Below are 25,875 nucleotides of genomic sequence, written 5' to 3' on the forward strand. Positions count from 1 at the left end.
GTTTATCCCGGTGCAACCGTCCGTAAGACTCCCACTTCAAAACATGAGGTGAAACCGTAAGTTTTTAGTGGGAGAAAACGGACGCTAACACCCCGATTCATTCAACTAACAATCAGTGGGGGAAGAATGAAAACCCCCACTGATTGAAGTTTCACTTTATTTAATAAATTACATCAGGGGTGATTTCAATGAGTTTTATTAGAACATTTCATGGCGATATAGAGCCATCAAAATTAGGTTTTACTTATTCACACGAACATATTGTATGTCGTCCACCATATTGGGTTGAACAAGAGAAAGGCGATCTGCTTTTAGATGATAGAGAAAAATCCAAACTGGACGTCCAAGATTTCAAAAATCTCGGCGGACAGGCGATTGTTGATGCCACGGCAGTGGACTATGGGCGTGACGTGCAAGCAGTTAAAGAGATTGCAGAAGAAACGGGCGTTACGATTATTGGGACTGCAGGATTTAACAAGAGTTTTCTATGGGATGCCCCAATCCCTGAACATGTTAAAAGACTAACAGGTGACTATGATAGGTATTCTGAATGGATAGAGGCAAAATCAATTAACGAGCTAGCTGATTTCGTAATCCGTGAAGTGGAAGAGGGACTTGAAGGAACGACTATACGTGGAGGACAGGTGAAATTTGGTACCGGCTATAACAGGATAACACCATTAGAGGAAAAAACATTACGCGCGGTAGCAAGAGCACACCATGAAACAAAGGCGCCTTTGCACTCTCATACAGAAGCAGGAACAATGGGGCTTGAACAAATTGAATTACTAAAGAGTGAAGGTATAAATTTAGAATATATTAGTTTCGGCCATATGGATCGGAACCCCGATTCTTATTATCATGAGAAAGTAGCCCAAACTGGTGCATTACTATCTTTTGATGGCATTTCGAAAATAAAATATGCACCAGAAAGCACCCGAATTCATTGTATCCTAGAACTTGTTAAAAAGGGATATGAGGATCAGATTTTAGTAAGTGGTGACACAGCAAGAAAGTCTTACTATAAACATTATGACCATGGATTAGGCTTGGAATATATTATTGGCAAATGGGTTCCACGATTCATTGATGAAGCAAATCAAAATGGCTTCGATGGTGCAAAGTTAATTAATAAGTTTTTCATCTATAACCCTGCACGTTGCTTCACATTTAAAAAATAGGTTGGAAGGCATTGTAACAGTCTTACATTTCAACTTTGGAAAGTTATTAATAAATTGGATGGTGATAAAATGGAATTCCAATATGAAAATTCGTTTGACGTAAAAGAAAAAATTAATCAATCAAAAGTTGCTATCTTACCAGTTGGTGCGGTGGAGGCACATGGACCTCATTTACCACTCGGAACGGATAATTTTCTTGCGGAGCGGCTATCCCACAAATTGGCGGAACGAACAAAGGCTCTTGTATTACCAACTTTACCTTATGGACAAGTATGGAGTCTACGCAATTTTCCTGGAAGTATTAATATAAAAAACAATTCCATGATTGTTTTTCTCGTTGATATTGGAGAAAGTCTATATAAACAAGGCTTCAAAACATTTGTTATGGTAAATGGCCATTTAGGGAATCAAACGGCATTAAAAGAAGCGGCACGTGTATTGTATGAATCGTGCCCAGAAATGCGGGTGCTTTATTTCTTTTATCCTGGTATGAACAATGCTGCAGCAGAAGTAAGAGAAAAAAGCTCAACTCACAATACTTACTTCCACGCATGTGAAATTGAAACATCGTTCATGCTTTACCTTGCACCTGAATTGGTAAACATGGAAAAAGCACTTACAGATATACCAACTATTCCTCAGCATGCAGATTTCACTCCTACACCCTGGGAGGATTTTACAGAAACAGCTGTATTAGGAGATGCAAGCCTAGCTACGAAACAAAAAGGCGAACATATTATTAATACAGCTTTGGAGAATATGGTCAAAATCATGAAAGACCTAAAATAATATTAGGTAACATATGGAATTAGTATGAAATAGTAAAGGTGTGACACGCCATGAAAGAAAAACTTTATGATAAATTTCTATTCAATTTTTTAGCGAATGACCGAGAGAATGCTGAGGCAATAATAGAAGCTGGATCAGGTTGTGTAGTACCAGGCATTGTATCAGATAAATTTGATACTGTCGACGCGGCTGTAAAGAAGGTAGAGGAATTAAAATCTATTACGAATACGGTGAGTATCGGCCTCGGTGGTGGTGGAAATCCTGCTAATTGGAAAAAGGTCTTAGACATAGCGGTTGCCTCAAGCCCAGGCCATATCAACCAGCCATTTGAAACGGCATCCTATGCGAGACGCTATCTTGATAGAAAAGGTGCTCCAGCTCAATTAGTCAATGCACTTATTCAACCAACAGGAGAAGTAGGGAAGATTAAATTAGCTGTTTCACAACAAGTAATGCAAGTCGAGGAATTTATTGAAGTAGCAAGAGGATATGGGATTGAGAGTATAAAAATGATGCCAATTAAGGGTACGCAACACTTAGAAGAATTAGTATATCTAACGAGAGTGGCTGCTGCAGAAGGGATTCGCGGTGTTGAACCTGCAGGTGGAATCGATGTAAACAACATAAAAGCGATTTTTACAGCAATTAAAGATATCGATATTGATTTCTTTATGCCACATATCTTTGGATCAACGATTGACAAAAGGACTGGAGCTACAATTCCAGCCAAAGTATCGGAGATTCTAGCAGAAGTGGAGGGATTATAATGATTGATAAATATTTCAGTAAAATTGCGGATTTACTCGCCATTGTAGAAAAAGAAGAACTGGAAGGAATGTCTCTTGCTGCAAAAAAAGTTGCGGAAGTCATACAAGATGGTGGGGTTGTCCATTTATTTGGGTGCGGCCATTCACATATTTTAACAGAAGAAGTCTATTATCGTGCAGGTGGTTTAGTTCCAATTCACCCTATTTTACATGAACCTTTAATGCTTCATGAAGGTGCTGTTCGTTCTTCTGCTTTTGAAAGAAAGAATGACTATGCAAAAACATTTATGGAATCTCAGGATATTCGAAACAGTGATCTCATTATCGTTATCTCTACGTCAGGAAGAAATCCGGTGCCAGTAGACGTAGCAAAAATTGCTAAAAGTAAAGGGGCATTTGTTATTGGTATAACTTCAATTTCATATTCTTCTAGCCAACCTTCGCGGCATACTAGTGAACTGCACTTATTCGATGCTGTGGATCTAGTAATTGACAATCATGCTCCGGTTGGAGATGCACTCTTATCTCATGACAAAGTAGATGTTAACTTTTCTCCTAGCTCTACGGTAATTGGGTCTACTATATTAAATGCGATTTTTGCAGAATCTATTAAACAAATGGCAGACAATAACTTTGAACCACCAGTCTTTCTAAGTGGTAACATAGAAGGTGCAGATGAACATAATCAGTTATTAATCGATAAATATAAGGATCGGGTAAAGCTTTAGATGACTCATTAGAGTAACAACATTTTATGTGTGAAAAAACACATAAAGAAGTTTGATTGAGTAATTAAGTAGAATTAGAGTGATGGATGACGAATATGCTCTAATTCTACTTAATAAGTAAAAACTCACCTGGGTAGCTTTAAATTGCTAACTTAAACCTCTAAATTGAAAACTGAGAAATAATTATATTATTCTAATCAGTTACGACCGCACTTAATATCCTCCTCAGACTTAAAAATCCCTTTTTACTACCCTACTTATCACTAGATTCGCTACAACAAAACCAATGATCCCTAGCATAATTGGTATTATGGTATAAGAAAACAGGTTGGACCCGATCCCACTTTCAAAAGAGGAAGATAAGATTGCGATAATAAGAATAGAAGACGTAATCGTTGCTGGAACAGAATATTTAATCATCCCAAAAATAAAGGAATGAGAGACATTCCAGCACATGCCACTGCTGTAACAATCTCCCTAACCATCTATGTCCGCTATTCACAAACAATTACCTGCCGTGAGAAAAGCTCCTTTAGTCCCTTATGAGCAGCGCATCGATCGACTATTGTAAAACCTGCCCTCAAAATCACTTCATCCATATCTTCGATTGTAAGAATCACGACTCTATCAGCTATTCTTCTAGCGTGCTTGATAATAGTGAACTGCTCTTCTGGTGTAGCTAGGGATGCAATATTGTAAGGCATATCAATGATCGCCACATCATAATGGCCTTCTACTTCGGCAATATCTTGTACTTCCACTCGTCCGTCGTAGTTAAAGTAACTGATATTTTCCCTGGATCCCTTTACTACTAATGGGTTGCGGTCAGAACCAACGATGTTAATACCCATGGAGAGTGCTTCAACAAGTACTGTACCTATTCCGCAACACGGATCGATTACCCGGACACCTGATGGGTCTGGAACTGCTATATTCACAACAGCTCTGGCTAAACGTGTGCTTATGGCAGTCGAGTATTCTTGAGGTTTCTTCATATGACGTAGCCAGACAGACTCGCTTTCCTGGTATGTCCCAAAGTACCACTGTCCTTTAAACGGTACAATGCCGAAAAGGATATCAGGATTTTTCATCTTCGCTTTTCCGACGATATTCCATCCAATCTCTTTTTCTATAATCCGCTGTTCTGCAAATTCTATTTTCTGTTCATTGGTAAGGTCATTTATTTTTATGTAGAGTACCTTAAAGGTTTGGTCACTAAGCTCGAGTTGGTGAACCTGTTTAGCGATTTCCTGAACAGATTTGCCAGAGAAAAGAATCGAGAGCCTCCCCTTTATAAATGGACTCCTGCTTGGATCGATGTTTCTTGTACTTTTTATCAGGCTATCGGCTTCTTCGCCAAAGAGAGCCCTTTGCTCTAATGCACAGAGAGATCTTTCTTCGAGACCATGTGTGCACGTGTATATGTATTCAGATGTTTGCGAGTTAAGTATTGTCATAATTTGTGTATTAGCCCTTCTTCGATCAATAATCAATCCATTACCATTCAATCTATTATATCTTATATAACTCATTATAACGAAAAAAGTAATAGGTTATGTAAAGATGTCGCTCCGCACGGTTGCGAATGCATGAAAGTTACCGATCTGATTAGCAAATAAAATAGAAGTTTCAGATAAAAGGGGTTGAAATTGTAAGGGGTTTCAAATATAATTTACTTAAACCGATTTACTAAACCGGTTTACCACATGCACGGAGGGGGCATTTATGAAAAAATCTACGATGGCTGATGTTGCAAAGTTAGCAGGAATTTCTAAAAGTACGGTATCACAATATATAAATAATCGTTTTACATATATGTCGGAGCCTACAAAAGAACGGATTAAGAATGCCATCGAAGAGCTCCAGTATGTGCCGAACTTTACCGCTAAAAGTCTGAAACAAAAGAAGACTCGGACGATCGGTGTTATCGTCGCAAATATTTTACATTCTTTCACCACGGAAGTTATTCGTGCTATAGAAGATGAATGTGAGCGAAACAATTTTCAACTCATTGTTTGTAATGCAGACGACAATTCAGCAAAAGAAAGAAAGTACATTGATATTTTATTAGCTAAGCAAGTAGATGGTTTAATCATTTTTCCGACTACAGGCAATTTTGATTACTATCAGTATTTAAAGGAATTGCAATTCCCGGTCGTTTTCATAGATAGAAAGGTAGATGGAAATATATATCCAACCTTTTTGTTAGATAATGATGCAGCAGCAGAAATTGCTGTAGAGACCTTTTATCAAAATGGAGTACAAGAAGCAGGTATTGTATTACCGCCTCTAAAGAAAAACATGACACCACGTGAAGAACGACTAGAAGGATTTAGGAAAGCTTTAGCCAGGAGAGGTATTCAACTCAAAGAAGATTGGATTGTAGAAGGGAATAGCCAAAAAGTCTCCGAGCATCTAAAAACGTTATATAGAAATAATGATTTGCCTAAAGGGTTCTTTACAGTGAATGATGTTTCCTTAATAGAGTTACTAAAATTCCTAAAAAGTAAGCGCTTAATAATACCGAGTGATATAAATGTGATCACGATTGATTTCTCTGTTTATTTGGATTTATTGAACCCACCTATCACGATAATAAAACAACCAACTGTAGAAATAGGTGTTGAAGCAGCAAGTTGTTTACTGAAAGAGATTCAGGAAGAAGAACGGAAACAAGAATATGAATTAAGAAGATTTACACCTATTACACACATAGAAAGCGAACAGATAAAGAGGTAAACTTACTTGTTTTTGCAAGCGATTGCAATTATAGTAATAGGCTTTCGCTCGAATAAGGTTTGGAAAGGAAATACAAAAATATAAGGTTATAACCGTAATCTGGATTAGGAGGCATCGATGAGCACAGTAACAGTACAAGCAGAAGAAGTTAAACGTCTGGTAGTAGCTAAATTGGAACAGGCAGGCTTAGAGAATGACCATGCAGAAAAAGTAGCTAGCATCTTAATCCATGCAGATCTAAGAGGTGTGAGTTCTCATGGTGTCTTAAGAACAGAACACTATATTAATAGACTAAATGAAGGTGGATTGAATAAAGTTCCGAACATTTCAGTCAACAAAACGGGGCCGGTTACTGCTATCGTAGATGGTGATAATGGGTTTGGACATGTCATTGCAGATAAGGCAATGGAAGTAGCGATTGAATCCGCAAAAGAAAATGGGGTTGGAATGGTTACAGCAATGAACAGTAGCCATTGTGGGGCCTTAAGCTATTTTGTAAACAGGGCAGCTGAGGAACAGTTGATTGGGATTGCGATGACACATACCGATAAAATTGTTGTTCCATTTGGTGGGAAGAAGCCTTTCTTAGGTACAAACCCGATAGCCTATGGAGTTCCAGCAAAAAAGAAAAAGCCGTTCATACTAGATATGGCAACTTCTACAGTAGCGCTAGGGAAGATTTTACAATTTAAAGAAGAAGGCAAAGATATCCCAGCAGGCTGGGGTGTTGATGCTGAGGGGAATACGGTCACAGATCCTTCCAAAGTAGAAGCACTAAGCCCATTTGGCGGGCCTAAAGGCTATGGCCTTTCCTTAATTGTTGATATCTTTTCTGGATTATTAGCGGGTGCTGCTTTTGGTCCACACGTTAATAAAATGTACGGGGATTTAGATAAGTACCGACATTTAGGGCATTATTTCTGTGTGATCAATCCATCCTATTTTACGGATAAAGATAGTTTTCTAGAAAATATGGACCAAATGATTGATGAACTGCATAACGCAAGTCCTGCAGAAGGATTTGATAAGGTTCTTATCCCAGGAGAAATTGAACAGCTTAACGAGGAAAAGAATCGAAAAGAAGGGGTTACGATTGCTGCATCTGTTTATGAGTATCTAGCAAATTAAAAAAAGGGAGAGAGTTATCATGAAGAAGATGAAATTAACGATCATATTATCTGCAATTGTATTGTTTCTAGCAGCATGTGGGTCAGATGAGGCTAGTGGTGGAAATGGGGATACCATCGAGTGGAAATTAGGCCATTTATCTGATGAAAACCATATTTGGCATAAAACAGCCGAAGAATTTGCAAGTCTAGTAAACGAAAAGACCAATGGTGAGATTGAAATAGAGATTTATCCGAATAATTCATTAGGTGGCGAAACAGATACGATTAATTCCATTCAGGCGGGCACAGCAGATTTAGTTATTTCAGGGGAAACTCTACAAAACTGGGCACCAAAAGCCGCGCTATTGGCAGCACCGTATGCTTTTAGAGATTTAGATCACGTTACTTCAGTGGTAGAAGGAGAGATTGGGCAGGAAATTGAAGATCAGATTAAAGAAGAAGCAGGGCTGACTCCACTTTACTATCATACACGTGCACCGAGAAACCTAACTTCTAATGAACCAATCGAATCTCCTGCTGACTTAAGTGGCTTTAGTATGCGTGTACCAAACGTTCCATTATTTTTAGATACATGGGAAGCTGCAGGAGCAAACCCTCAAGTAATGGACTTTAATGAAGTTTTCACAGGAATTCAGCAAGGGGTTATTGATGGTCAAGAGAACCCTGTTGATTTAATCCAAAGCGGTGGACTTTCTGAAGTACAGCAATATGTAAATAGAACGGAGCATGTCCATTCATGGATTTATGTATTAGTAGGAAATGAGCAGCTTGAAGCGTTGAATGATGAACAACGAGATGCAGTTCTTGAGGCAGCCGAAGAGGCACAGAAGATCGGAGAAGAGCTTTACCAAGAAGAAATCGAACAGATTGAAGGCGAATTAACTGACAATGGCATGGAATTTGTTGATGTTGATCAAGATGCCTTTAGAGAGGTTATGATCCCAGCTGTAGAAAAATCGTTATCAGATGAACAGCTAGATCTATATAATCGGATTTTAGAAGTTGAGTAGACATTAATAGACGGACCCAATCAAAAAATGAAGGGCTGGCCTTCTTTACCTTGAGAAGGTAGGGCGGGCAGCTCTTATTGCTTTATTGACAAAGGGATATAAAAAAGAGGTGGCTTTTTTTATGAAGGGATGGTGCAGGAGGAAATGACCAAGCTTATTGAGCGATTACTCGGATTTCTAACAATCGTTAGTTTTATAGGCGTTATTAGTGCAGTGGTTGTCCAAATTATGGCTAGATATTTGCCATATAACGCAGTATGGACAGAAGAATTAACGCGATATCTCTTCATCTTTACAATATGCTTTGGTGCTCCACTAGGGTTGTTAAAAGGAGAATATATAAACGTTGACGTTATTTTAAAAAGAATACCACTAAAAATCCGTAAATATTACGAGATTGTCATCTATTTACTTATTTTAGCTTTGAGTGTGGTTTTAGTGATGGAAGGCCTCACATTCACCGAAATTGGTGCAAATCAATTATCTGCCACGATGAACTTCCCGATGTCGTATATACATGCAGGGTTTGTCATTTTGGGTGTGTTTTTGGCATACTTTTCTACCATTCAAATCATCCGCCTGTTAAAGAATCAATATAACTTTGAACAGGGTTACGAGGAGGAATAATTATGGCAGCATTATTATTTGGATCATTTATAGTCTTAATCTTCCTAGGGATCCCTGTTGCCTTCAGCTTAGGGTTAGCCTCTCTTCTTTATTTAGTTATAGGGGATATTCCATTAACGATTATACCTCAACGTATGTTTGGTGGTTTAAATTCCTTTACACTCCTCTGTATACCAGGCTTTATTCTTGCTGGTAATTTAATGAACGCAGGAGGTATTACGGATAGGATTATACATTTTGCAAATAGCATATTAGGACATATTCGTGGAGGACTTGGCCTAGCGAATGTTGGGGCATCGATGGGGTTTTCCGGGATTTCTGGTACGGCATTAGCTGATACAGCAAGTATTGGTTCTGTTATGATTCCGTCTATGAAAAAACAAGGGTATGGCGCAGGATTCTCTGCGGCAGTTACAGCATCTTCATCCGTTGTTGGTCCCATTATCCCGCCGTCTCTACCAATGATCATGGTCGGTACGCTAGCAGCACTTTCCATCGGTGATTTGTTTGCAGCAGGTATTATACCAGGTCTGTTACTAGGCCTCGGATTGATGATCCCAACCTACTTGATCTCCGTAAAAAGAGGTTATCCAAAAGGAAAAAGAAGTACTTTAAAAGAAATTTGGACGAGTTTTAGTGGAGCTTTTTGGGCCCTGTTTATGACAATCATTATTTTGTATGGAATTCTAGGTGGTTATTTCACACCAACAGAAGCATCTATTATTGCAGTTCTTTATGCAGTTGTGGTCGGATTGTTAGTGTATAAGGAGTTGAAAGTGAAAGATTTACCAGTAATCATCTTAAAGTCAATGGTAAGCGCGGCTTCTATCATGTTATTAGTAGGTTTTGCTAACTTATTTGGTTGGATTATGACAAGAGAGCAAATCCCCCAACTAATAGCAGATTCCATTTTAGGATTTTCAACTAACTCCGTCGTCGTTATATTACTGATTATCTTACTACTATTATTCGTGGGAACATTTATGGAAACCATTGCAGCACTTGTAATCTTATTTCCAGTATTATTACCGGTTGCAACGCAAATTGGAATGGACCCAATTCAATTTGGTGTAGTGATGGTTTTAACATTAGTAATTGGCTTAATGACACCGCCTGTTGGTGTATGTCTCTTTGTTGCATCCCAAATTGGTAGAGTCACCATGGGGAAAGTGGTAAGAGAGCTCGTTCCATTCTTTGGTATTGCCCTTCTCGTGCTATTACTTGTCGCATTTGTCCCACAAATAACGTTATTTTTACCAAATCTTTTTGAATAGAGGTGGATTGACTTGAAAGCAGTATTAATGCCCGAAGCACGTAAAATCGAGATAACAAATGTAGATAAACCACAAATTGAAAACGAAAGTCAAGTTCTATTAAAGATTAAAAGGGTAGGGATATGCGGATCAGACATGCATATCTACCATGGCACAAATCCAATGGCCACGTATCCTAGAATAGTAGGTCATGAAGTAACTGGAGAAATCGTGGAAGTAGGCTCCCAAGTATCAACTGTAGCAGTTGGTGATCGTGTTGTTGTAGAACCGATCCGTTATTGCGGTGAATGCTTCGCATGTAAAAATGGACGTCCCAATGTATGTAAAGAGCTATCTGCCTTTGGGGTGCATGAAGACGGTGGTATGAGAGAATTCGCCGTACTACCTGAGAAACAAGTTCATAAAATTGACCCAACAATCGATTGGGACGAGGCCGTAATGGCAGAGCCTTATACGATTGGTGCACAGGCCACCTGGAGAGGGAATGTCCAAGAGGGCCACACAGTTTTTATTCAAGGAGCAGGGCCAATTGGAATTACGGTGTTAAAAATGGCCAAGCTACGTGGCGCTACGGTTATTATTTCGGATATCACGCAGGAAAGATTAGATTTTGCAAAGGAGAATGGCGCAGATTATACGATCAACCCTATTGAAATTAGTGTAGCCACAAAAATCGAGGAAATTACGGCAGGTGAAGGAGCAAACGTTGTAATTGATGCAGTTGGTACACCACAAACATTTGAATTAAGTGTCGAAGTTGCATCCCCTTCTGGCTATGTTGTAACACTTGGCTTTGATACAAGGCCATCCTCTATTCCGGCAATGCCTATTACAAAAAAAGAGCTCACAATTGTGGGTTCAAGATTGCAGACAGGCCAGTTCCCTTATGTAATAGATTTAATGAATGATAGAAAGTTGACGCATAATGGCTTGATTACGCACAAATTTCAACTTCACGAAGTAGAAGAAGCGTTCAAATTCATAGAAGAAAATCCACAATTAGTAAGAAAAGCAGTCATAGCTTTTGACTAAGCAAGGAGGATGAGCATGGCACTGACAGAAATGATCGCAAAACTACAAGCATCCAAATTAGTGGCCGTAATCAGGGGAAATAGTGCTGAAGAAGCACAGTCTATTGCTGAAGCAGCTATAAAAGGTGGCATTACACACATTGAATTAACGTACACAACCCCTTTTGTTGGCAAAGCTTTTGAAGCGCTTCATTCTTCAGAGGCTACTATTGGAGCTGGTACGGTATTAGATGTGCAAACTGCCCGTGACGCCATTTTGCATGGAGCGCAATTCGTAGTAAGTCCTCATTTTGATTCAGAAATAGCAAAGTTGTGTAATCGCTACAATGTTCTTTATATGCCTGGTTGTATGACGGTAAAAGAAATTGTTTCAGCACTAGAATATGGTTGCACCATTGTGAAACTATTTCCTGCTAATGGGTTTGACCCAAGCTTTATTAAATCGATTAAAGGGCCTATTCCACAGGTGGACGTTATGCCAACAGGTGGAATTAATCTAGAAAATATGAAGGATTGGATACAAGCAGGGGCTATTGCTGCCGGGATTGGCAGTGATCTTACAAAAGCTTATCGAATGAACGGGGCAGAAGGTGTTACTGCTTTAGCTCAAGACTATACAAACATACTTAGGAGGGTGACGGGATGAATATTACCTTTCGCTGGTTTGGAAGGGACAATGATACGGTCTCTTTAGAGGATATTAGACAAATCCCAGGAGTAAAGGGAATTGTGTGGGCACTCCATAAAGTACCGGCTGGTGATGTATGGGAGGAAGAAGCGATTGAAGAAGAAGTGAAATATATTCAATCCCATGGCTTTCATGCAGAAGTAGTAGAAAGTGTGAACATCCACGAATCGATAAAAATAGGGAATGCAGACAGAGATCGCTATATTGCTAACTATAAAGAAACAATTAAAAATTTAGCCAAGCATGGAGTGAAGGTTATTTGCTATAATTTCATGCCTGTATTTGATTGGGTTAGAACAAACATGAAAGAGCCATTACCTGATGGATCAACTGCTTTGTTTTTTGAGAAAATGATTGTGGAAAATATCAACTTACAAACGATGGCTAATGATGTTATTAATTCTAGTGATTTAACCCTGCCAGGATGGGAACCAGAAAGGCTAGCTAAAATAGAGGAACTTTTGGAAGAGTATGAGTCTGTGACAGAAGATGATCTATGGGATAATCTTGCCTACTTTTTAGATGAAGTATTACCCGTAGCGGAAAGCCATGGAGTAAAACTGGCGATTCACCCGGATGATCCACCATGGTCTGTGTTTAACCTACCACGAATCATGAAAAATGATGCGGATATAAACCGTTTATATTCTCTATCTGATTCACCATCGAACACGCTAACATTTTGTTCAGGTGCACTAGGAGCAAATCGGGAAAATGATACGGTAGAAATTATTAAGGATGTTGCAGAGAGATCGCCATTTCTACATGTCCGTAACGTAAAGATTTTTGAGAATGGAAACTTTATTGAGACATCTCATTTATCTTCAGATGGCAATATTGATATTAAAAATATTATGAAGCAGCTAAGTGACATCAACTATGATGGCTATATTCGGCCAGACCATGGTAGACATATTTGGAATGAAGTTTCCAGACCAGGGTACGGGCTATATGATAGAGCATTAGGAATAATGTATTTGAATGGGCTATGGGATGCATTCCAATCAGTCAAGAAGGAGGAGGCCAACTATGTTTCCAGTACATGAGAATCTTGCAGGTAAGGTAGCAGTCATTACAGGTGGAAGTGGTGTCCTCTGTTCTGCAATGGCAAAGGAATTAGGCAGACAAAAGGTTAAAGTAGCCATTTTAAACAGAACGTTAGAAAATGGCCAAAAGGTAGCAGACGAAATCAACAAAGCCAATGGAGAAGCAATCGCAATTGGTGCTAACGTATTGGAAGAGGATGCATTATTAGAGGCGAAGCAAGAAATTCTGAATAAATTCGGAAAGATTGATATCTTAATCAACGGAGCTGGGGGCAACCATGAGGACGCGATTACCTCAGAAGAGAAGCATAGCCAAGATGCAAAAAAATCTTTCTTTGACTTAAAAGATGAAGGGTTTACTAGCGTATTTGACCGTAATTTTAAAGGAAGCTTTTTAGCTGCCAAGGTATTTGGGGAAGCACTGATTGAGCAACAAGGATCCAGCATAATTAATATCTCTTCCATGAGCGCATATGCACCGATGACAAAAGTGCCTGCATACTCTGCAGCAAAAGCTGCCATTAATAACTTTACGATGTGGCTATCCGTTCATTTTGCCAACACAGGGTTAAGAGTAAATGCAATAGCTCCAGGGTTCTTCCTTACTACGCAAAACCGAGATCTTTTACTGGATAAAGAGGGCAACCATACAGCAAGAGCTGAAAAAATCATTACCGGAACACCAATGGAAAAATTCGGCGATCCTAACGACCTAATTGGTACACTTTTATGGTTAGTAGATCCTGAATACTCTGGCTTTGTAACAGGTGTAACGGTTCCTGTAGACGGCGGATTTATGGCTTATTCCGGAGTATAATAGGATCATGGTTCAACAATAGGGGATCAAATAATAATAAAGGTCGCTGACTGGGCAGGTCAGGAGATCCATAGATTTAAAGGTTTATTTTGAAGTTGAATGGCTGGTTTGAGCTCGGTGTGTTACTGAGTTTGAGCCAGCTTGTTTTGATTGTGATTTCTGAAAGAGACAAACTTCCACTCCAATATTCCCATCGCTTTCTAACTACAATATCCTCATAATTAGTTCTTTTTTAATATTTACTAATTTAGTTAAGCAGTGTTAATATTCTGTCACAAAGTAATTTTCGAATATTTAGTAAATAAACTTTACTAACTAACCAAAATTATTGTGAAGGGTGGGAGAATAAAGTCAATAATTACTTTGTAAACTAAAAAAATGAAAGGGGTTTCATTTATGAGAAAGCTTTTCATGGTGTTTTTGTCGCTCGCTTTAGTTCTTTCTCTATTACCTATGCAAAGTTCACTAGCGAATGAGAATCAAGACGAAGCCGATGTTGACTTATGGAATGCACTTAAACCGCTAAGTACAACAGTTAGCTTCCTGAATACTGGGGCACACCCTGATGATGAACGTAGTGATTTTCTTGCCTACCTGTCTCGAGGTTTAGGTGTACAGACTTCTAGTATGATAGCAAACCGAGGCGAAGGAGGGCAAAATGAGATAGGAACTGAATTAGGGAACGGGCTAGGTATTATTCGCTCAAATGAAATGATCGAAGCATCAGAAATAACCGGAGTAAAAGCATACCACTTGAGTGAGACCACCTCAGACCCGATTTATGACTTCGGCTTTTCCAAGTCGCCCGAAGAAACATTGGAAAAGTGGGGAGAAGATCTGACATATGAACGATTCATTCGTTTAATCCGTACCTATAAACCAGATATTGTTATGCCTTCCTTTCAAGATGTTGAAAGTCAGCACGGTCATCATAGAGCAATCACAGAACTGACTCATAAGGCATTTGAAGATGCAGCTGATCCTTCTGTTTACCCCGAACAGCTTGAAGAGGGGTTGGACGTTTGGCAAGTAAAGAAATTATATTTGCCTGCCGACTCTGAAGAAACTGCAACAACCTCTATTGAAATAGGTGATTATGACCCTGTTTATGGGATGACATATCCACAACTTGGAGAAGAATCAAGGTATATGCATAAGAGTCAAGGTATGGGAAGAGATTTACCAGCTGAGCCTAGGCAAACTCACTTGGAGCTCATTACATCATCAGTAGATCATGAAGCAGGTAAGTTCTTTTCTGGTATACCATATAATTTGGCTGACTGGGCAGAAAAAGTACCAAACCGGGGATTAAGTAAACACCTAGAAAAATTGCAGCAGGATCTAGAAAGGATTATAGAACTTTATCCAAATAGAGAAGAAATACTTCCTGACACCCATAAAGCACTTAAAAAGGTAGAAAAAGTATTAAAAATGACGCAACGCACTAATATGGATGAGAACATAAAAAACGATTTAATTCACAAGCTTGAGCTCAAAAAAGAGCAATTACAAGAAGTAAGCTTTGTCTCTTCCAGTCTTCATATCAACACGGAAATTGATTCGAATGTTTTAACACAAGGTGAAGAAACCCAAGTAACGATGAGAGTTTCCAATGAAGGAAATAAAAAATTAAAACATGTCGAAACCTCCCTAATCACTCCAGAGAGTTGGGTATCTGAAAAAAGTCAAAGCTTTAAACACTTAGATCCCGGTCAAACCGGTACAGTTGTTTTCACAGTGACAGTACCTGACGATCAACAATATTACCAGCCTTATGATAGACCTATATTACAAACACAAATTACTTTTAAAGAAAAAGGTACAACCACCACTAAAGTACAGGAGTTGGATAATACCGTTGCTGTTCTTCCAGACCTTAGTTTGCAGGCGGGTCCAGATAAATTAACAATTAATACAGCAGATATCCAAGAAGATATTCCTATCTCTGTAAAGGTGAAAAACTATTTTGATGGCGAAAAAGATGCCCAAGTTTCTTTAAACTTGCCTGAGGGATGGTCAAGTGACGCTGCAGAAAAGCAAGTGGCATTCACAGAACGGTTTGAAGAAGAAGAGGTTGTTTTCTATATAAACCCACCATCGGATATAGAAGATGGTGACTATTCCTTCGATGTGGTTGCAAATGCAGAAGGAAAGACATATAACACTACCGTTCAAGAAATAAAATATGACCATATTAATGACTCATATTATCAATATCCATCGACTGTAAATACGGTGGCATTTGAATTGTTAAAACCAGATAATCTTAAAGTGGGCTATATTGAAAGTGGTTTTGACGAATTAGCAGATTATTTGTTTGAAGCTGGTATTGATGTGACTAAACTGACGGAAGAAGATCTAACGTCAGGGGATTTGTCACAATACGATACGATTGTTTCAGGGATTAGAGCATACCTATCTCGAGAAGATCTTGTTCAAAATAACGAAAGGTTACTTGAATATGTGGAAAATGGAGGACATTTTGTCGTTCAATATCACAAACCAGGAGATAACTGGGATCCTGATAACACGGCTCCTTATTCATTAGAAATAGGAAGTCCATCTATTGAGTGGCGCGTTACAGATGAGGCTGCTGATGTAACGGTGACGCAACCAGATCATGAATTTTTCAACTACCCGAACAATATAACAAATAGCGATTGGGATAATTGGGTTCAAGAAAGAGGTCTTTACTTCCCTATGAACTGGGATGACCGATTTGAAACCTTTGTCAGCATGGCTGACCCAAATGAAGACCCTTTTACTAGTGGGATATTGTCAGCAGATTATGGAGAAGGCACGTATACGTATACGAATCTAGTATTTTACCGCCAAATTGATAATCAAGTACCTGGAGCATACCGAATATTCACAAACCTAATAAGCTACGGGGCAGAGTAACGAAAAAAGGCATCTTCCAGGTTAACAATACCGGGGAGATGCTCTTTTTTAAGTGGAATCGCTTGATTATTTCATCCCAGTTAGAACAATTCCTTTAATGATGTGTCGCTGTAAAAAGATAAAAACTAAAATTAAAGGAATTACGGAAATTGTCGCTCCAGTCATGATTAAATGCCATTGTGATTCAGCTTCACCTGAAGAAAAGTACGACAATCCAACTGGTAATGTTCGCATACTAGAGGACTCTGTTACAATTAAAGGCCAGAGAAAAGCGTTCCAATTACTTAGAAATGAAAATATACCCAACGCAGATATTGCTGGCCAAACTTGAGGGACAGCTATTTTAAAGAATATGGAAAACTCATTCATGCCGTCAATACGGGCAGCATTTAATAGATCCTCAGGGATCTGTTCCATAAACTGCTTCATCAAAAATACTCCAAATCCAGTCATTAAACCCGGAAACAGAATGCCCCAATATGAATCTGTCCAGCCTAATTCCGAGCTCATCATATACCATGGAATAATTAGCATTTCTACTGGAACCATTAAGGTGCTGAGTATTAGTATAAATAATAGTTTCTTTCCAAAAAAATCAAATTTAGCTATAATGTAACCGACAAGTGTATCAAAGAATATTACGCTAATTGTAGTAATTACTGCAATGATAATGCTATTTAAGAACCACTTGATAAACATACTCTCTTCTAGGATCTGAATATAATTAGCTAAGGTAGGACTATCAGGAATGATATTCAGATTAAATATGTCCATTGGGGCTTTTAAGGAAGTGGATAGCATCCAAATAAATGGAAAAATCATTACTATTGCGCCTATAATCAGAATTAAGTAAGGTAAAAATTTCCCCGGTTTCAATTTTTCCGCCTCCCTTATTAATAATCAAATTTCTTTGTAAGAACTTTCATTTGGAAAATGGTCAAGAACATAATAAATAGGAACAATATTACAGTTGCAGCGGACGCCATTCCCATGTCATATTGTCGGAAGGCAAGTTGATAAATGTAAACAACAACTGAAACTGTAGAATTTAGTGGTCCACCGCTACCATCCATACTCATGTTTACAACTTGGGTAAAAGAAACTTGAATGAAAGTTATCATCCCAATTATTGATGAGAATACAATGGTTGGGTTAAGTAGAGGTACTGTCACATGCCAAAACTTCTGCCATGGAGTTGCTCCATCAATATCAGACGCTTCATATAACATTTCTGGGATATTTGATAACCCAGCCAAAAATAAAACCATTTGAAACCCAATAGACTGCCAGATCATAGCTGCTGATATTACGAAAATCGCCTGGTCTGGTGAATTTAAGAAAGGTTGTTGTGAGAAACCTAAGTTCATCAATAAATCATTTATAAATCCATTGCTCATGAAAAGCCATTGAAAAACCCAACTAATGGCAACAATACTTGTTACATATGGAATAAAGTATATAACTCTAAACAAACCAACAAAGCGTTTGATCTTATGCAGCAAAAGGGCAACAATAATACCAATCGTTAATTGTCCAACAACTCCTATCACTATATATACAAACGTGTTTAATAGAGATTTAAGAAATACTTCATCCTGAAATAAAGTCACAAAGTTTGAAAGACCAACAAAGGGCCGCTCTCCTGTAGATAGAAGATTCCACTCCCTAAATCCCACATTAAAAGTAAACAAAGTAGGCAAAATTCGTATGCCTATATAGAAGATGAGTGGAAGCAGTAAACAAGTAAAAATGAAAATATACTTTTGATGCTTATAGTTATTCCTTAATTTATAAAGTAAGGTTGGTTTGTGCTTTGGTTTGCCTTCTGGCTTTCTTTTTTTCTGTTTTTCATAATCTGGTGAAGGGTTTACTTGCCCCATAGTGCACCTCCTTTTGTAAATAGGGATCAAAGGTATTAACCTTTAATCCCCTAGAATGAATTATTTATCACTCCAATACTCATCATAAAGTTCCTGGGTGGATTCAACTAATTCATTAAAGGCTTCTTTAGGATCCGCTCCATCTAATAAGACTTTATTAGCTGCGTCAATTACAAGGTCTCTCTCTCTCGTTTCATCGACGAAGAAATGGGCGTTGGCATACGGTAATGACTCAATAAATGGACCATATATTTCGTCATTCGCAAATTTGTCCTGTGTCGCAACTGCTTCTTTTGCAGGTAACTCGCCTGTAGCCTCCAACCATCTCTCCATTACATCATCACTAGTTAAAAATTCAAGAAATTTAACAGAGGCGTCCAGTTTTTCACCCTCTACACCAGCAGTTATACCGTTAGTCCAGAACGACGCATTTGTTGATTGCTCATCTAGTGCTGGAAGTGGTGCAATACCGTAATTCAAATCAGGAGCATCACTTTGAAGTGTACCCACTCTAAAGGATCCATCAATATTCATTGCGGCATTTTCTGTAACAAAAGCTGTTACATCATCGGTATAAAATCCTTGCTCAGATGTCCCAAGTTCCCCAGGAAAACTCAACCAGTATTCAAATGCCTCAAAACCTTCTGAGCCTTCATCCCAAACTACCTCTCTGCGGTCATCACTCAAAACCTTTCCTCCAGCTTGATAAGTTAAGCCATCTCTGAGCCAATGATGACCTTGCTGATCAGGTTGCCAAGCCATACCAGATTTTATTAAAACGCCATTATCATCCTTTTCTGTTAGTTGCACTGCATAATCTTGAAGTTCATCCCAAGTTTCTGGAGGAGATTCAGGATCTAGACCAGCTTCTTCAAAAAGGTCTTTATTGTAGAACAAGGCTAATGTTCTTACCGCTGTAGGAATTGTCCAATACTCTTCGTCAATTTTTGTAGCATCTACCAATGGGAAAAATTCATCTTCTATTTCCTCATGTGGGAAAGCGTCCTGTGGTAGTGGTTGTAAATAACCTGCGTCTACGTATGAAGGTACCCAGCCATAAAATAAGTTTATGACATCTGGTCCTCTTCCAGCAGGTACTTGAGCAGCTACTTGCTCATTGTATTGATCGTAAGGAAAGGTGGTTTGTTCAATTTTAATCCCAGGATTATCCTGTTCAAATTCCTTTATTAATTCGTCCATTAAGTTAACTTTAGAATCAAAGGCGTATTGCCAGTACTCTAACGTAATCTCGTCACCACCTTCTGATCCACTTCCAGAAGTTTCTTCATCATCACCGGAACAAGCAGCCAGTATAAGCAAAATAAGAATTCCCAACAGTGCAAATTTCCATTTCTTTAACATTAAATAGCCTCCCTTGAAATTTAGAATCTCTCTGTTTTACTCTCGTTATCTTGAACTTTTAGCCCATAGATAAGTTGTTGGGTGAATGTAATAAATTTGTAGTTTTCTGTAGTGAATAAGCAGGTTGGTAATAATCTTGCTGTTCTTTTACCCATGAAGTTTAAAGGCAATTGGAGTGCCATTTGGTACTCCTTTTTTATACACTTAGAGGTTGATCGTGGCGAAAGGTTCTACTGTAACCATGGGGTTCTTTTGCACATATAGTGGGTCATAATTAAATTCTCAATATAGACTCGTGTTCCATTAGCAACAAATAACCGGCTCCTAACAATGAAACATCCGTAACGCTTGTTGTTTCAATTTCTGTTTGTATTGGTATGTGTTTATCAATTGTTGCAGATATAGATGGTAAAAATTGATCCATAGATTTTGAAATCCTACCACCTAAAACAATCCGTTCTGGGTTAAATAAAGAAATCACGTTAATTAGTGCAAAAGACAAATGAGATAAAGGCTCATTAAGAGCTTCTAGAGCAGTTTCATCTCCACTTTTTGCAGATTGGAATACCTTTTTTGCTGACCAAGTTTCACTATTACCTGCTTCGCTAGAATAATTCTTCATTCTTCTTTTAATGGAAGGACCACCAACATGGTTATCTAAAAAACCGTACCCGGTAAACGTGTGTTCATAATTTTTTTCGGCTGTTTTCTTATCTGTAACCATATAACCTATCTCACCTGCAGCATAGGATGAACCTCGATAAAGCTGGCCATTAATAATGATGCCGCATCCGACACCAGTTCCTAGTGTTATCATCAAAAAGTTGCTATTCGTCTCTCCTACTCCCTTCCATAATTCGCCTAGAGCGGCAATATTCACGTCATTGTCAAGGTAAACGGGAAAGGGAAGGATTTCTTCAAGTTGGTTACGTAAGGGGACATTTTCCCATTCAACACTAGGAGCATCAATTACTACTCCGTTATCTACATCCGTGATCCCTGGAACGCCGACACCTACTCCAAATATTTGTTCATACGTAAGCTTGCTATTTTTAATCATGCTTTTAATCGTGTCAGCTATAAGAGGGATAAGTTGGCTACCTACATGCCGTTGCGTTTCAATAGACATTTTGTTTTCAATCACTCCAGCCAAATTCATAATGGCTATCTCTACTGAGGTGCCTCCTATATCTACACCAATAAGATAATATGCATTTTCATTAAAGAATAACTGGTATGGTTTTCTGCCACCTGAGGAACTTCCTTTCTCACTTTCTTTCTCTCTAACCCATTCTTCTGCTATGAGCTCATCAACAAAATTAGATACAGTTGGTTTACTAATATTAAGAGCTTTAGAAATGTCAGACCGTGAGCTTCCTTGATTTCTTTGAATGTAATGTAAGATTTTTCTTTTGTTTAGGTTTTTTATGTTAGGTAAACTTGCTTGGATGTTACGATTAATTATGATTTTTCCCTCCCCTCTAAGTTAGTTAACAATTCATTTCTAATAAGTTAGTAAAGATTACTTATTAATTAAAATATATATTACTAGTAAGGTTATTTTATGTCAACGCTTACATTTATAATTTATAAATTTTTCTAAATAATTAGTTCTTTACAATGTAAGGGCTTTTATATACAATGATGGGGAAATGTTTGTAAGTAAGTCTTACAAACTAAAATCTTTTTAAAAGTGATGAGGTGTTGCTTGGATGGATAATTTAAAAAGCGAATTTGAATCGACGGAAGGAATTGAATTTCCAGGGAAAACGTATGTTGAACATTTATTAAAACCCCTCTTTCAAGACCAAAAAGACTACTTATTCGAAGCGATGTTTAAAATACATAAAGCACATACTATCATGCTAACTGAACAAAAAATTATTACCAAAGAGGAATGTACTAAAATATTAGAGGGAATAAAATTGGTTGAAAACCTTGAAAAAGAGGATTTAACGTATTCAGCGCAATACGAAGATTTATTTTTTCTAGTAGAATCCAAAATTGGAGAACATATTGGTGATGAACTAGCAGGTAAAATGCATATCGCAAAAAGTAGAAACGATATGGGAGAAGCAATGTATCGCATTGTGATCCGTAACTACTTGAAGGAGACTATTGAACATGTAGAAAGATTAAGACAGGTTATTCTATATCAAGCTGAACAGCATGTAGAATCCATTATGCCAGCCCACACCCACACCCAACCAGCTCAGCCAACTACATTCGGACATTACTTAGTTGCAATATACGATAATTTATCCAGAGATATAACAAGGTTGCAACACGCATATCAGACTGTAAATCAATCACCCATGGGGGCAGCTGCCATCACTACGACAGGTTTTCCAATAAATAGAGAACGAATGGCAGAGTTGCTAGAATTTGATGGATTAATAGAGAACTCCTATGATGCAATTGGTACAGGAGATTATTTAATTGAAGCAGCCCAGGTATTAATAAGCCTTATGACCAATATGGGGAGGTGGATCCAGGAGTTTTTACGAATGGCTTCAAAGGAAGTTGGATTGTTAAAAGTCTCTAATGCATACGTACAGGTAAGTAGCATTATGCCACAAAAAAGAAACCCGGTTTCCATCGAACACTCCCGTGCCATTGCCAGCAGTGCTGCAGCTGAAGGATTAGCTGTAATCCATATGATTCATAACACCCCATACGGAGATATAAACGACACGGAGGATGATTTGCAACCTCATTTGTATACTGGATACGAAAAGGCTACGAGAGTTATAAGCTTAATGAAGGCTGTTATCCTTACATTAGATTTTAATGAAGAACGTGCTTATCAACAAGCTAGAGAAAATTTAATTACGATAACTGAACTAGCAGACGTACTAGCTCGAGACTATAATATCCCCTTTAGGACCGCACATAAAAAAGCAAGCACAATAGCAAAACAGTCAGATAGAGAAAATAAAGAACTCTATGAAATTCCGTTATCTAAAGTAAACGAATGGCTAGAGAATATTACATTAGAAGATAAAGATTGGCAGTTTATCATTGATCCCAAACATTTTATTGAAAGAAGAAAAGTAACAGGTGGAACAAATTCTAAGGTTGTTTTAGATATGATACAGCGGAGGAAAGAGGAAGTTTGTTTGGGGGAGTTTAGTTCAGCACCGTGAATTTAAAGTGATTTTGGCACTTTAGTAACTGTATTAAACCGAAAAGTAAGCATTCTTACATGTTATGACGCTGTATTTATTCACCGTAATACTATTCCAATTGAGGGAGGCACAACAGTTCTTTAAGTAATATTTCCATAAGATACGTTACCCCTTTAAACAAATTTAGTGTTATTAAGGGGGTAACGTATTTTTTAGACAGCGTTAAGGGACCCTTTTACCTATTGTATATAAAATTATTATCTAACAATCTATAAAAACTTTTGTAAAAAGACCTAATTCTTTAAAACAAAGATTTAAATATTTAGGGTTGATAACTTGGTGTTAGTGGAATACAAACTTGGTAGTAGGCACAGTCAACCAAAGTAGCAGTATTTTTGGCGTACTTAGAGCTGTAATTTATCAACGTTATTCTTTTCTCCGTATTTCATAATATGTTTCAGCTAAACTAATTAAAAGTTATATACATTTTAGCAAAAAAGTCATTCTCTAAACCTTCCAATCGAAAACTGCGAAATATCTACATCATTCTTACCGAAAATGATCAAATTACTCAATGCCTGTCCAACTGCACTGCTAAATTTAAACCCATGTCCTGAAAACCCTGCTGCAATCGCAACATTTGCGTGCTTAGGATGGAGGTCAATAATGAATTTATCATCGGGTGTGTGTGTATACATACAGGTTTTACCATACTTCAATTGCCAAATATCAGGGATGTATTGGTTCATAAATTGTACCAAATCTCCTTCATCTTCTGCTAGTTCACCAAATCCTATCGGAGATTCATCAGGGTGGATGGGATTTCCGCCATCATGACGGCCTACTTTTAAACCTGCCCTGTCTATACTCGGGAATCCATAATATATCCCTTTGGGTGTATCAAATGCAAAGGCTGGAAAACGGCTATGATTATAGGTAGTCTCATTAGCGTCAAACCAAGCAAATGTTTTCCTAACAGGTGTAAGTGGAAGCTCCAAACCCAACATAGAAATGAGTTCACCTGACCATGCTCCTGCCGAAACCACGAGCGCATTCGAGTGAAGGGTCTGTTCGTCTGTCTTGATTGTTACTTTTTCATCTTGAATGGAAATGCCTCTTACTCTACTGTTTGGGAGGATCGTAGCACCATTATGTTCAGCAAGTGCTTGATATGCTTTAATAATTTCCTCACTCTTTAGCACGCCAGATGTCGGTTCAAAGCAACCAATAAAGTCGTTCGGTAACGAAATATTAGCCCACCGATTCTGCACTTTATTAGCATCCATTACATCAAGGGGCAAATCATACTTTTTAGCACTAGACATAATATTTTGGATGAAATTTGATGCGACATTCCCAGCATTAAGTACACCAGTTTGAGTGAATAACTGCTTTCCAGAAGCCTTTTCTAAGTCATGCCATAACTCGCGCGCTCTAAGAATAAATGGAACATATTCCTCTCCCTCACCATAGGCATAGCGAATAATTCTCGTGTCCCCATGATGACTCCCTTTGTTATGTGGTGGGTTAAAAGAATCTAATAATAACGTTTTTTTCCCACTCTTGGATAAATAATATCCTGCTGCCATGCCCATTGAACCTGCACCAATTACGGTTACGTCATAGTTCATACCATCTAACCTCCAATAATCAAACCATTATGTATAATGAGTGAATTATTACATTATACTGTAAATTATTATTCAGCTAAAGTGTCCTTTGCGAACAAAAAGATCCTTGACTTAACTACCCGTGTTTGAGCACTAGTTGTTTGTTAAGTATATGTATTATGTATAGATTTAATTTTTTCAAATATTTTCCGAAATAGTTAATTATAATACAGTATTTCATTGTATAATGATCTAAGTCCTAGGATTATAGTCCTGATTTATTTCATTTAAATAAAATCACACCTAGAGATCAAACTACTAAGAGAGGGAAGAAGAAAAATGAAAATCAATTTTAAAAGTAAGAAGGTTTGGGTTATAGCAATTGTACTTTTACTACTTATTATTATTGCTTCTACAAATGGAGCTGCTGCCTCAGGAAAAAGTGAGGAAATCACAAAGCTAGAGAAACAGGTTGAAGAGCAACAAAAGCAACTTGAAGAAGGAGAAAAAGAACGTAAAGAGAAGGACACGGAAATTGAAAAGTTGCAAGCTAAAGTTTCCGAAGCAGAACCATGGTTTGAACTCACAGAGAAAGAACAACAAGCCAAAATAAAAGAGCAAGAAGAAAAAGAGGCAAAAGAAAAGGCAGAAGCTGAAAAAAAAGCCGCAGAAGAGCAAGCTGCAAAAGAAGCTGAAGAAGCAAAGGCTAAGAAAGAAGCAGAAGAGAAAGCGAAAAAAGGATATGAAACAGGCATTACATATGACCAATTAGCAAGAACACCAGATGATTTTATGGCCGAGAAAGTGAAATTTAAAGGGAAGGTTATCCAGGTAATGGAAGGCGATGGTGTTGTACAGATCAGATTTGCTGTTAATGATAACTATGATACCGTTATACTTGGTGAATATGATGCAAGCATCGTAGAGTCAAGAGTTTTGGAAGATGACACGATCACAATAATGGGAACTTCACTTGGATTATACACGTATGAATCTACCATGGGTGGAGAGATAACCATTCCAAGTATATTAATTGATAAGATTGATCAGTAGGGTTTAAAATACTTTGCTTAAGATTGAACTTGCATTCTTATTTGATAACTTCACTGAATGACTATAATTTGCTCATTACCAATAGGTAGTGAGCTTTTTTATGTTCCTCCATAC

Annotated in this window: 22 protein-coding genes; 16 read left to right on the top strand and 6 right to left on the bottom strand. The window is 38.0% G+C overall.

What is annotated here, in order from left to right; translation table 11 throughout:
* Positions 1-188 precede the first annotated feature (188 nt).
* From AC6CHS_RS09370 to AC6CHS_RS09385, 4 genes are all read left to right on the top strand, one after another.
* Positions 189-1,181 carry a phosphotriesterase family protein gene (locus tag AC6CHS_RS09370; RefSeq protein ID WP_498235769.1) on the top strand — a complete coding sequence of 331 codons (993 nt, stop codon included), beginning with the start codon at positions 189-191 and terminating at the stop codon, positions 1,179-1,181.
* A 69-nt stretch (positions 1,182-1,250) separates the two neighbouring features.
* A complete protein-coding gene (locus tag AC6CHS_RS09375; RefSeq protein ID WP_498235770.1) occupies positions 1,251-1,970 on the top strand; it encodes a creatininase family protein in 720 nt (239 codons plus the stop codon).
* A 50-nt stretch (positions 1,971-2,020) separates the two neighbouring features.
* Positions 2,021-2,737 carry a KDGP aldolase gene (locus AC6CHS_RS09380; RefSeq protein WP_498235771.1) on the top strand — a complete coding sequence of 239 codons (717 nt, stop codon included), beginning with the start codon at positions 2,021-2,023 and terminating at the stop codon, positions 2,735-2,737.
* The gene (locus AC6CHS_RS09385; RefSeq protein WP_498235772.1) at positions 2,737-3,465 is read left to right on the top strand and encodes an SIS domain-containing protein; all 729 of its coding nucleotides are present in this window, start codon (positions 2,737-2,739) and stop codon (positions 3,463-3,465) included. The genes AC6CHS_RS09380 and AC6CHS_RS09385 overlap by 1 nt, the downstream gene beginning before the upstream one ends.
* A gap of 494 nt (positions 3,466-3,959) precedes the next feature.
* Here the strand turns inward: AC6CHS_RS09385 and AC6CHS_RS09390 are convergent, their stop codons facing one another.
* A complete protein-coding gene (locus AC6CHS_RS09390; RefSeq protein ID WP_498236456.1) occupies positions 3,960-4,922 on the bottom strand; it encodes a TRM11 family SAM-dependent methyltransferase in 963 nt (320 codons plus the stop codon).
* Positions 4,923-5,190: 268 nt separating this feature from the next.
* Between AC6CHS_RS09390 and AC6CHS_RS09395 the strand changes: the two genes are divergently transcribed.
* The 10 genes from AC6CHS_RS09395 to AC6CHS_RS09440 all read left to right on the top strand — a co-directional run bounded on the left by AC6CHS_RS09395 (position 5,191) and on the right by AC6CHS_RS09440 (position 16,728).
* Entirely contained in the window at positions 5,191-6,204 is a 1,014-nt protein-coding gene (locus AC6CHS_RS09395) for a substrate-binding domain-containing protein (protein WP_058949868.1), read from the top strand.
* 117 nt (positions 6,205-6,321) lie between these two features.
* Entirely contained in the window at positions 6,322-7,332 is a 1,011-nt protein-coding gene (gene allD, locus AC6CHS_RS09400) for an ureidoglycolate dehydrogenase (protein WP_498235773.1), read from the top strand.
* Positions 7,333-7,351: 19 nt separating this feature from the next.
* Positions 7,352-8,344, top strand: coding sequence for a TRAP transporter substrate-binding protein (locus AC6CHS_RS09405; protein WP_498235774.1), 993 nt, complete (start codon positions 7,352-7,354; stop codon positions 8,342-8,344).
* 129 nt (positions 8,345-8,473) lie between these two features.
* Positions 8,474-8,971 (top strand): TRAP transporter small permease, encoded by a 498-nt coding sequence (locus tag AC6CHS_RS09410; RefSeq protein WP_498235775.1) that lies wholly within the window; start codon positions 8,474-8,476, stop codon positions 8,969-8,971.
* Positions 8,971-10,245 carry a TRAP transporter large permease gene (locus tag AC6CHS_RS09415; protein WP_498236457.1) on the top strand — a complete coding sequence of 425 codons (1,275 nt, stop codon included), beginning with the start codon at positions 8,971-8,973 and terminating at the stop codon, positions 10,243-10,245. The genes AC6CHS_RS09410 and AC6CHS_RS09415 overlap by 1 nt, the downstream gene beginning before the upstream one ends.
* A gap of 12 nt (positions 10,246-10,257) precedes the next feature.
* Positions 10,258-11,277, top strand: coding sequence for a zinc-binding alcohol dehydrogenase family protein (locus tag AC6CHS_RS09420; protein ID WP_498235776.1), 1,020 nt, complete (start codon positions 10,258-10,260; stop codon positions 11,275-11,277).
* 15 nt (positions 11,278-11,292) lie between these two features.
* Complete coding sequence (locus AC6CHS_RS09425) at positions 11,293-11,922, top strand: bifunctional 2-keto-4-hydroxyglutarate aldolase/2-keto-3-deoxy-6-phosphogluconate aldolase (RefSeq protein ID WP_498235777.1); 630 nt, start codon at positions 11,293-11,295, stop codon at positions 11,920-11,922.
* The gene (gene uxuA / locus AC6CHS_RS09430; protein ID WP_498235778.1) at positions 11,919-13,010 is read left to right on the top strand and encodes a mannonate dehydratase; all 1,092 of its coding nucleotides are present in this window, start codon (positions 11,919-11,921) and stop codon (positions 13,008-13,010) included. The genes AC6CHS_RS09425 and uxuA overlap by 4 nt, the downstream gene beginning before the upstream one ends.
* A complete protein-coding gene (locus AC6CHS_RS09435) occupies positions 12,994-13,827 on the top strand; it encodes an SDR family oxidoreductase (RefSeq protein ID WP_498235779.1) in 834 nt (277 codons plus the stop codon). The genes uxuA and AC6CHS_RS09435 overlap by 17 nt, the downstream gene beginning before the upstream one ends.
* Before the next feature lie 396 nt (positions 13,828-14,223).
* Positions 14,224-16,728 carry a PIG-L family deacetylase gene (locus AC6CHS_RS09440; protein ID WP_498235780.1) on the top strand — a complete coding sequence of 835 codons (2,505 nt, stop codon included), beginning with the start codon at positions 14,224-14,226 and terminating at the stop codon, positions 16,726-16,728.
* 66 nt (positions 16,729-16,794) lie between these two features.
* On the opposite strand, the gene AC6CHS_RS09445 is transcribed toward AC6CHS_RS09440, so the two are convergent.
* The 4 genes from AC6CHS_RS09445 to AC6CHS_RS09460 form a co-directional block, all read right to left on the bottom strand.
* Positions 16,795-17,604 (bottom strand): carbohydrate ABC transporter permease, encoded by an 810-nt coding sequence (locus tag AC6CHS_RS09445; RefSeq protein ID WP_238590998.1) that lies wholly within the window; start codon positions 17,602-17,604, stop codon positions 16,795-16,797.
* Positions 17,605-17,621: 17 nt separating this feature from the next.
* Positions 17,622-18,608, bottom strand: a complete 987-nt coding sequence (locus AC6CHS_RS09450) for a carbohydrate ABC transporter permease (RefSeq protein ID WP_106897723.1) — start codon at positions 18,606-18,608, stop codon at positions 17,622-17,624.
* Between the two features lie 60 nt (positions 18,609-18,668).
* Positions 18,669-19,970, bottom strand: a complete 1,302-nt coding sequence (locus AC6CHS_RS09455) for a sugar ABC transporter substrate-binding protein (protein ID WP_498235781.1) — start codon at positions 19,968-19,970, stop codon at positions 18,669-18,671.
* Positions 19,971-20,244: 274 nt separating this feature from the next.
* Positions 20,245-21,438 (bottom strand): ROK family transcriptional regulator, encoded by a 1,194-nt coding sequence (locus tag AC6CHS_RS09460; RefSeq protein ID WP_498236459.1) that lies wholly within the window; start codon positions 21,436-21,438, stop codon positions 20,245-20,247.
* Between the two features lie 244 nt (positions 21,439-21,682).
* Between AC6CHS_RS09460 and argH the strand changes: the two genes are divergently transcribed.
* Positions 21,683-23,116: an argininosuccinate lyase gene (argH, locus tag AC6CHS_RS09465; RefSeq protein ID WP_498235782.1), complete on the top strand. Its 1,434-nt coding sequence runs from the start codon at positions 21,683-21,685 to the stop codon at positions 23,114-23,116.
* A 482-nt stretch (positions 23,117-23,598) separates the two neighbouring features.
* On the opposite strand, the gene solA is transcribed toward argH, so the two are convergent.
* Complete coding sequence (gene solA / locus AC6CHS_RS09470; RefSeq protein ID WP_498235783.1) at positions 23,599-24,729, bottom strand: N-methyl-L-tryptophan oxidase; 1,131 nt, start codon at positions 24,727-24,729, stop codon at positions 23,599-23,601.
* A 318-nt stretch (positions 24,730-25,047) separates the two neighbouring features.
* On the opposite strand from solA, the gene AC6CHS_RS09475 reads away from it, so the two are divergent.
* Positions 25,048-25,761, top strand: a complete 714-nt coding sequence (locus AC6CHS_RS09475) for a toxin regulator (RefSeq protein ID WP_106897718.1) — start codon at positions 25,048-25,050, stop codon at positions 25,759-25,761.
* Positions 25,762-25,875: the final 114 nt, after the last annotated feature.

Source organism: Oceanobacillus sp. GQ8, from assembly GCF_059758495.1.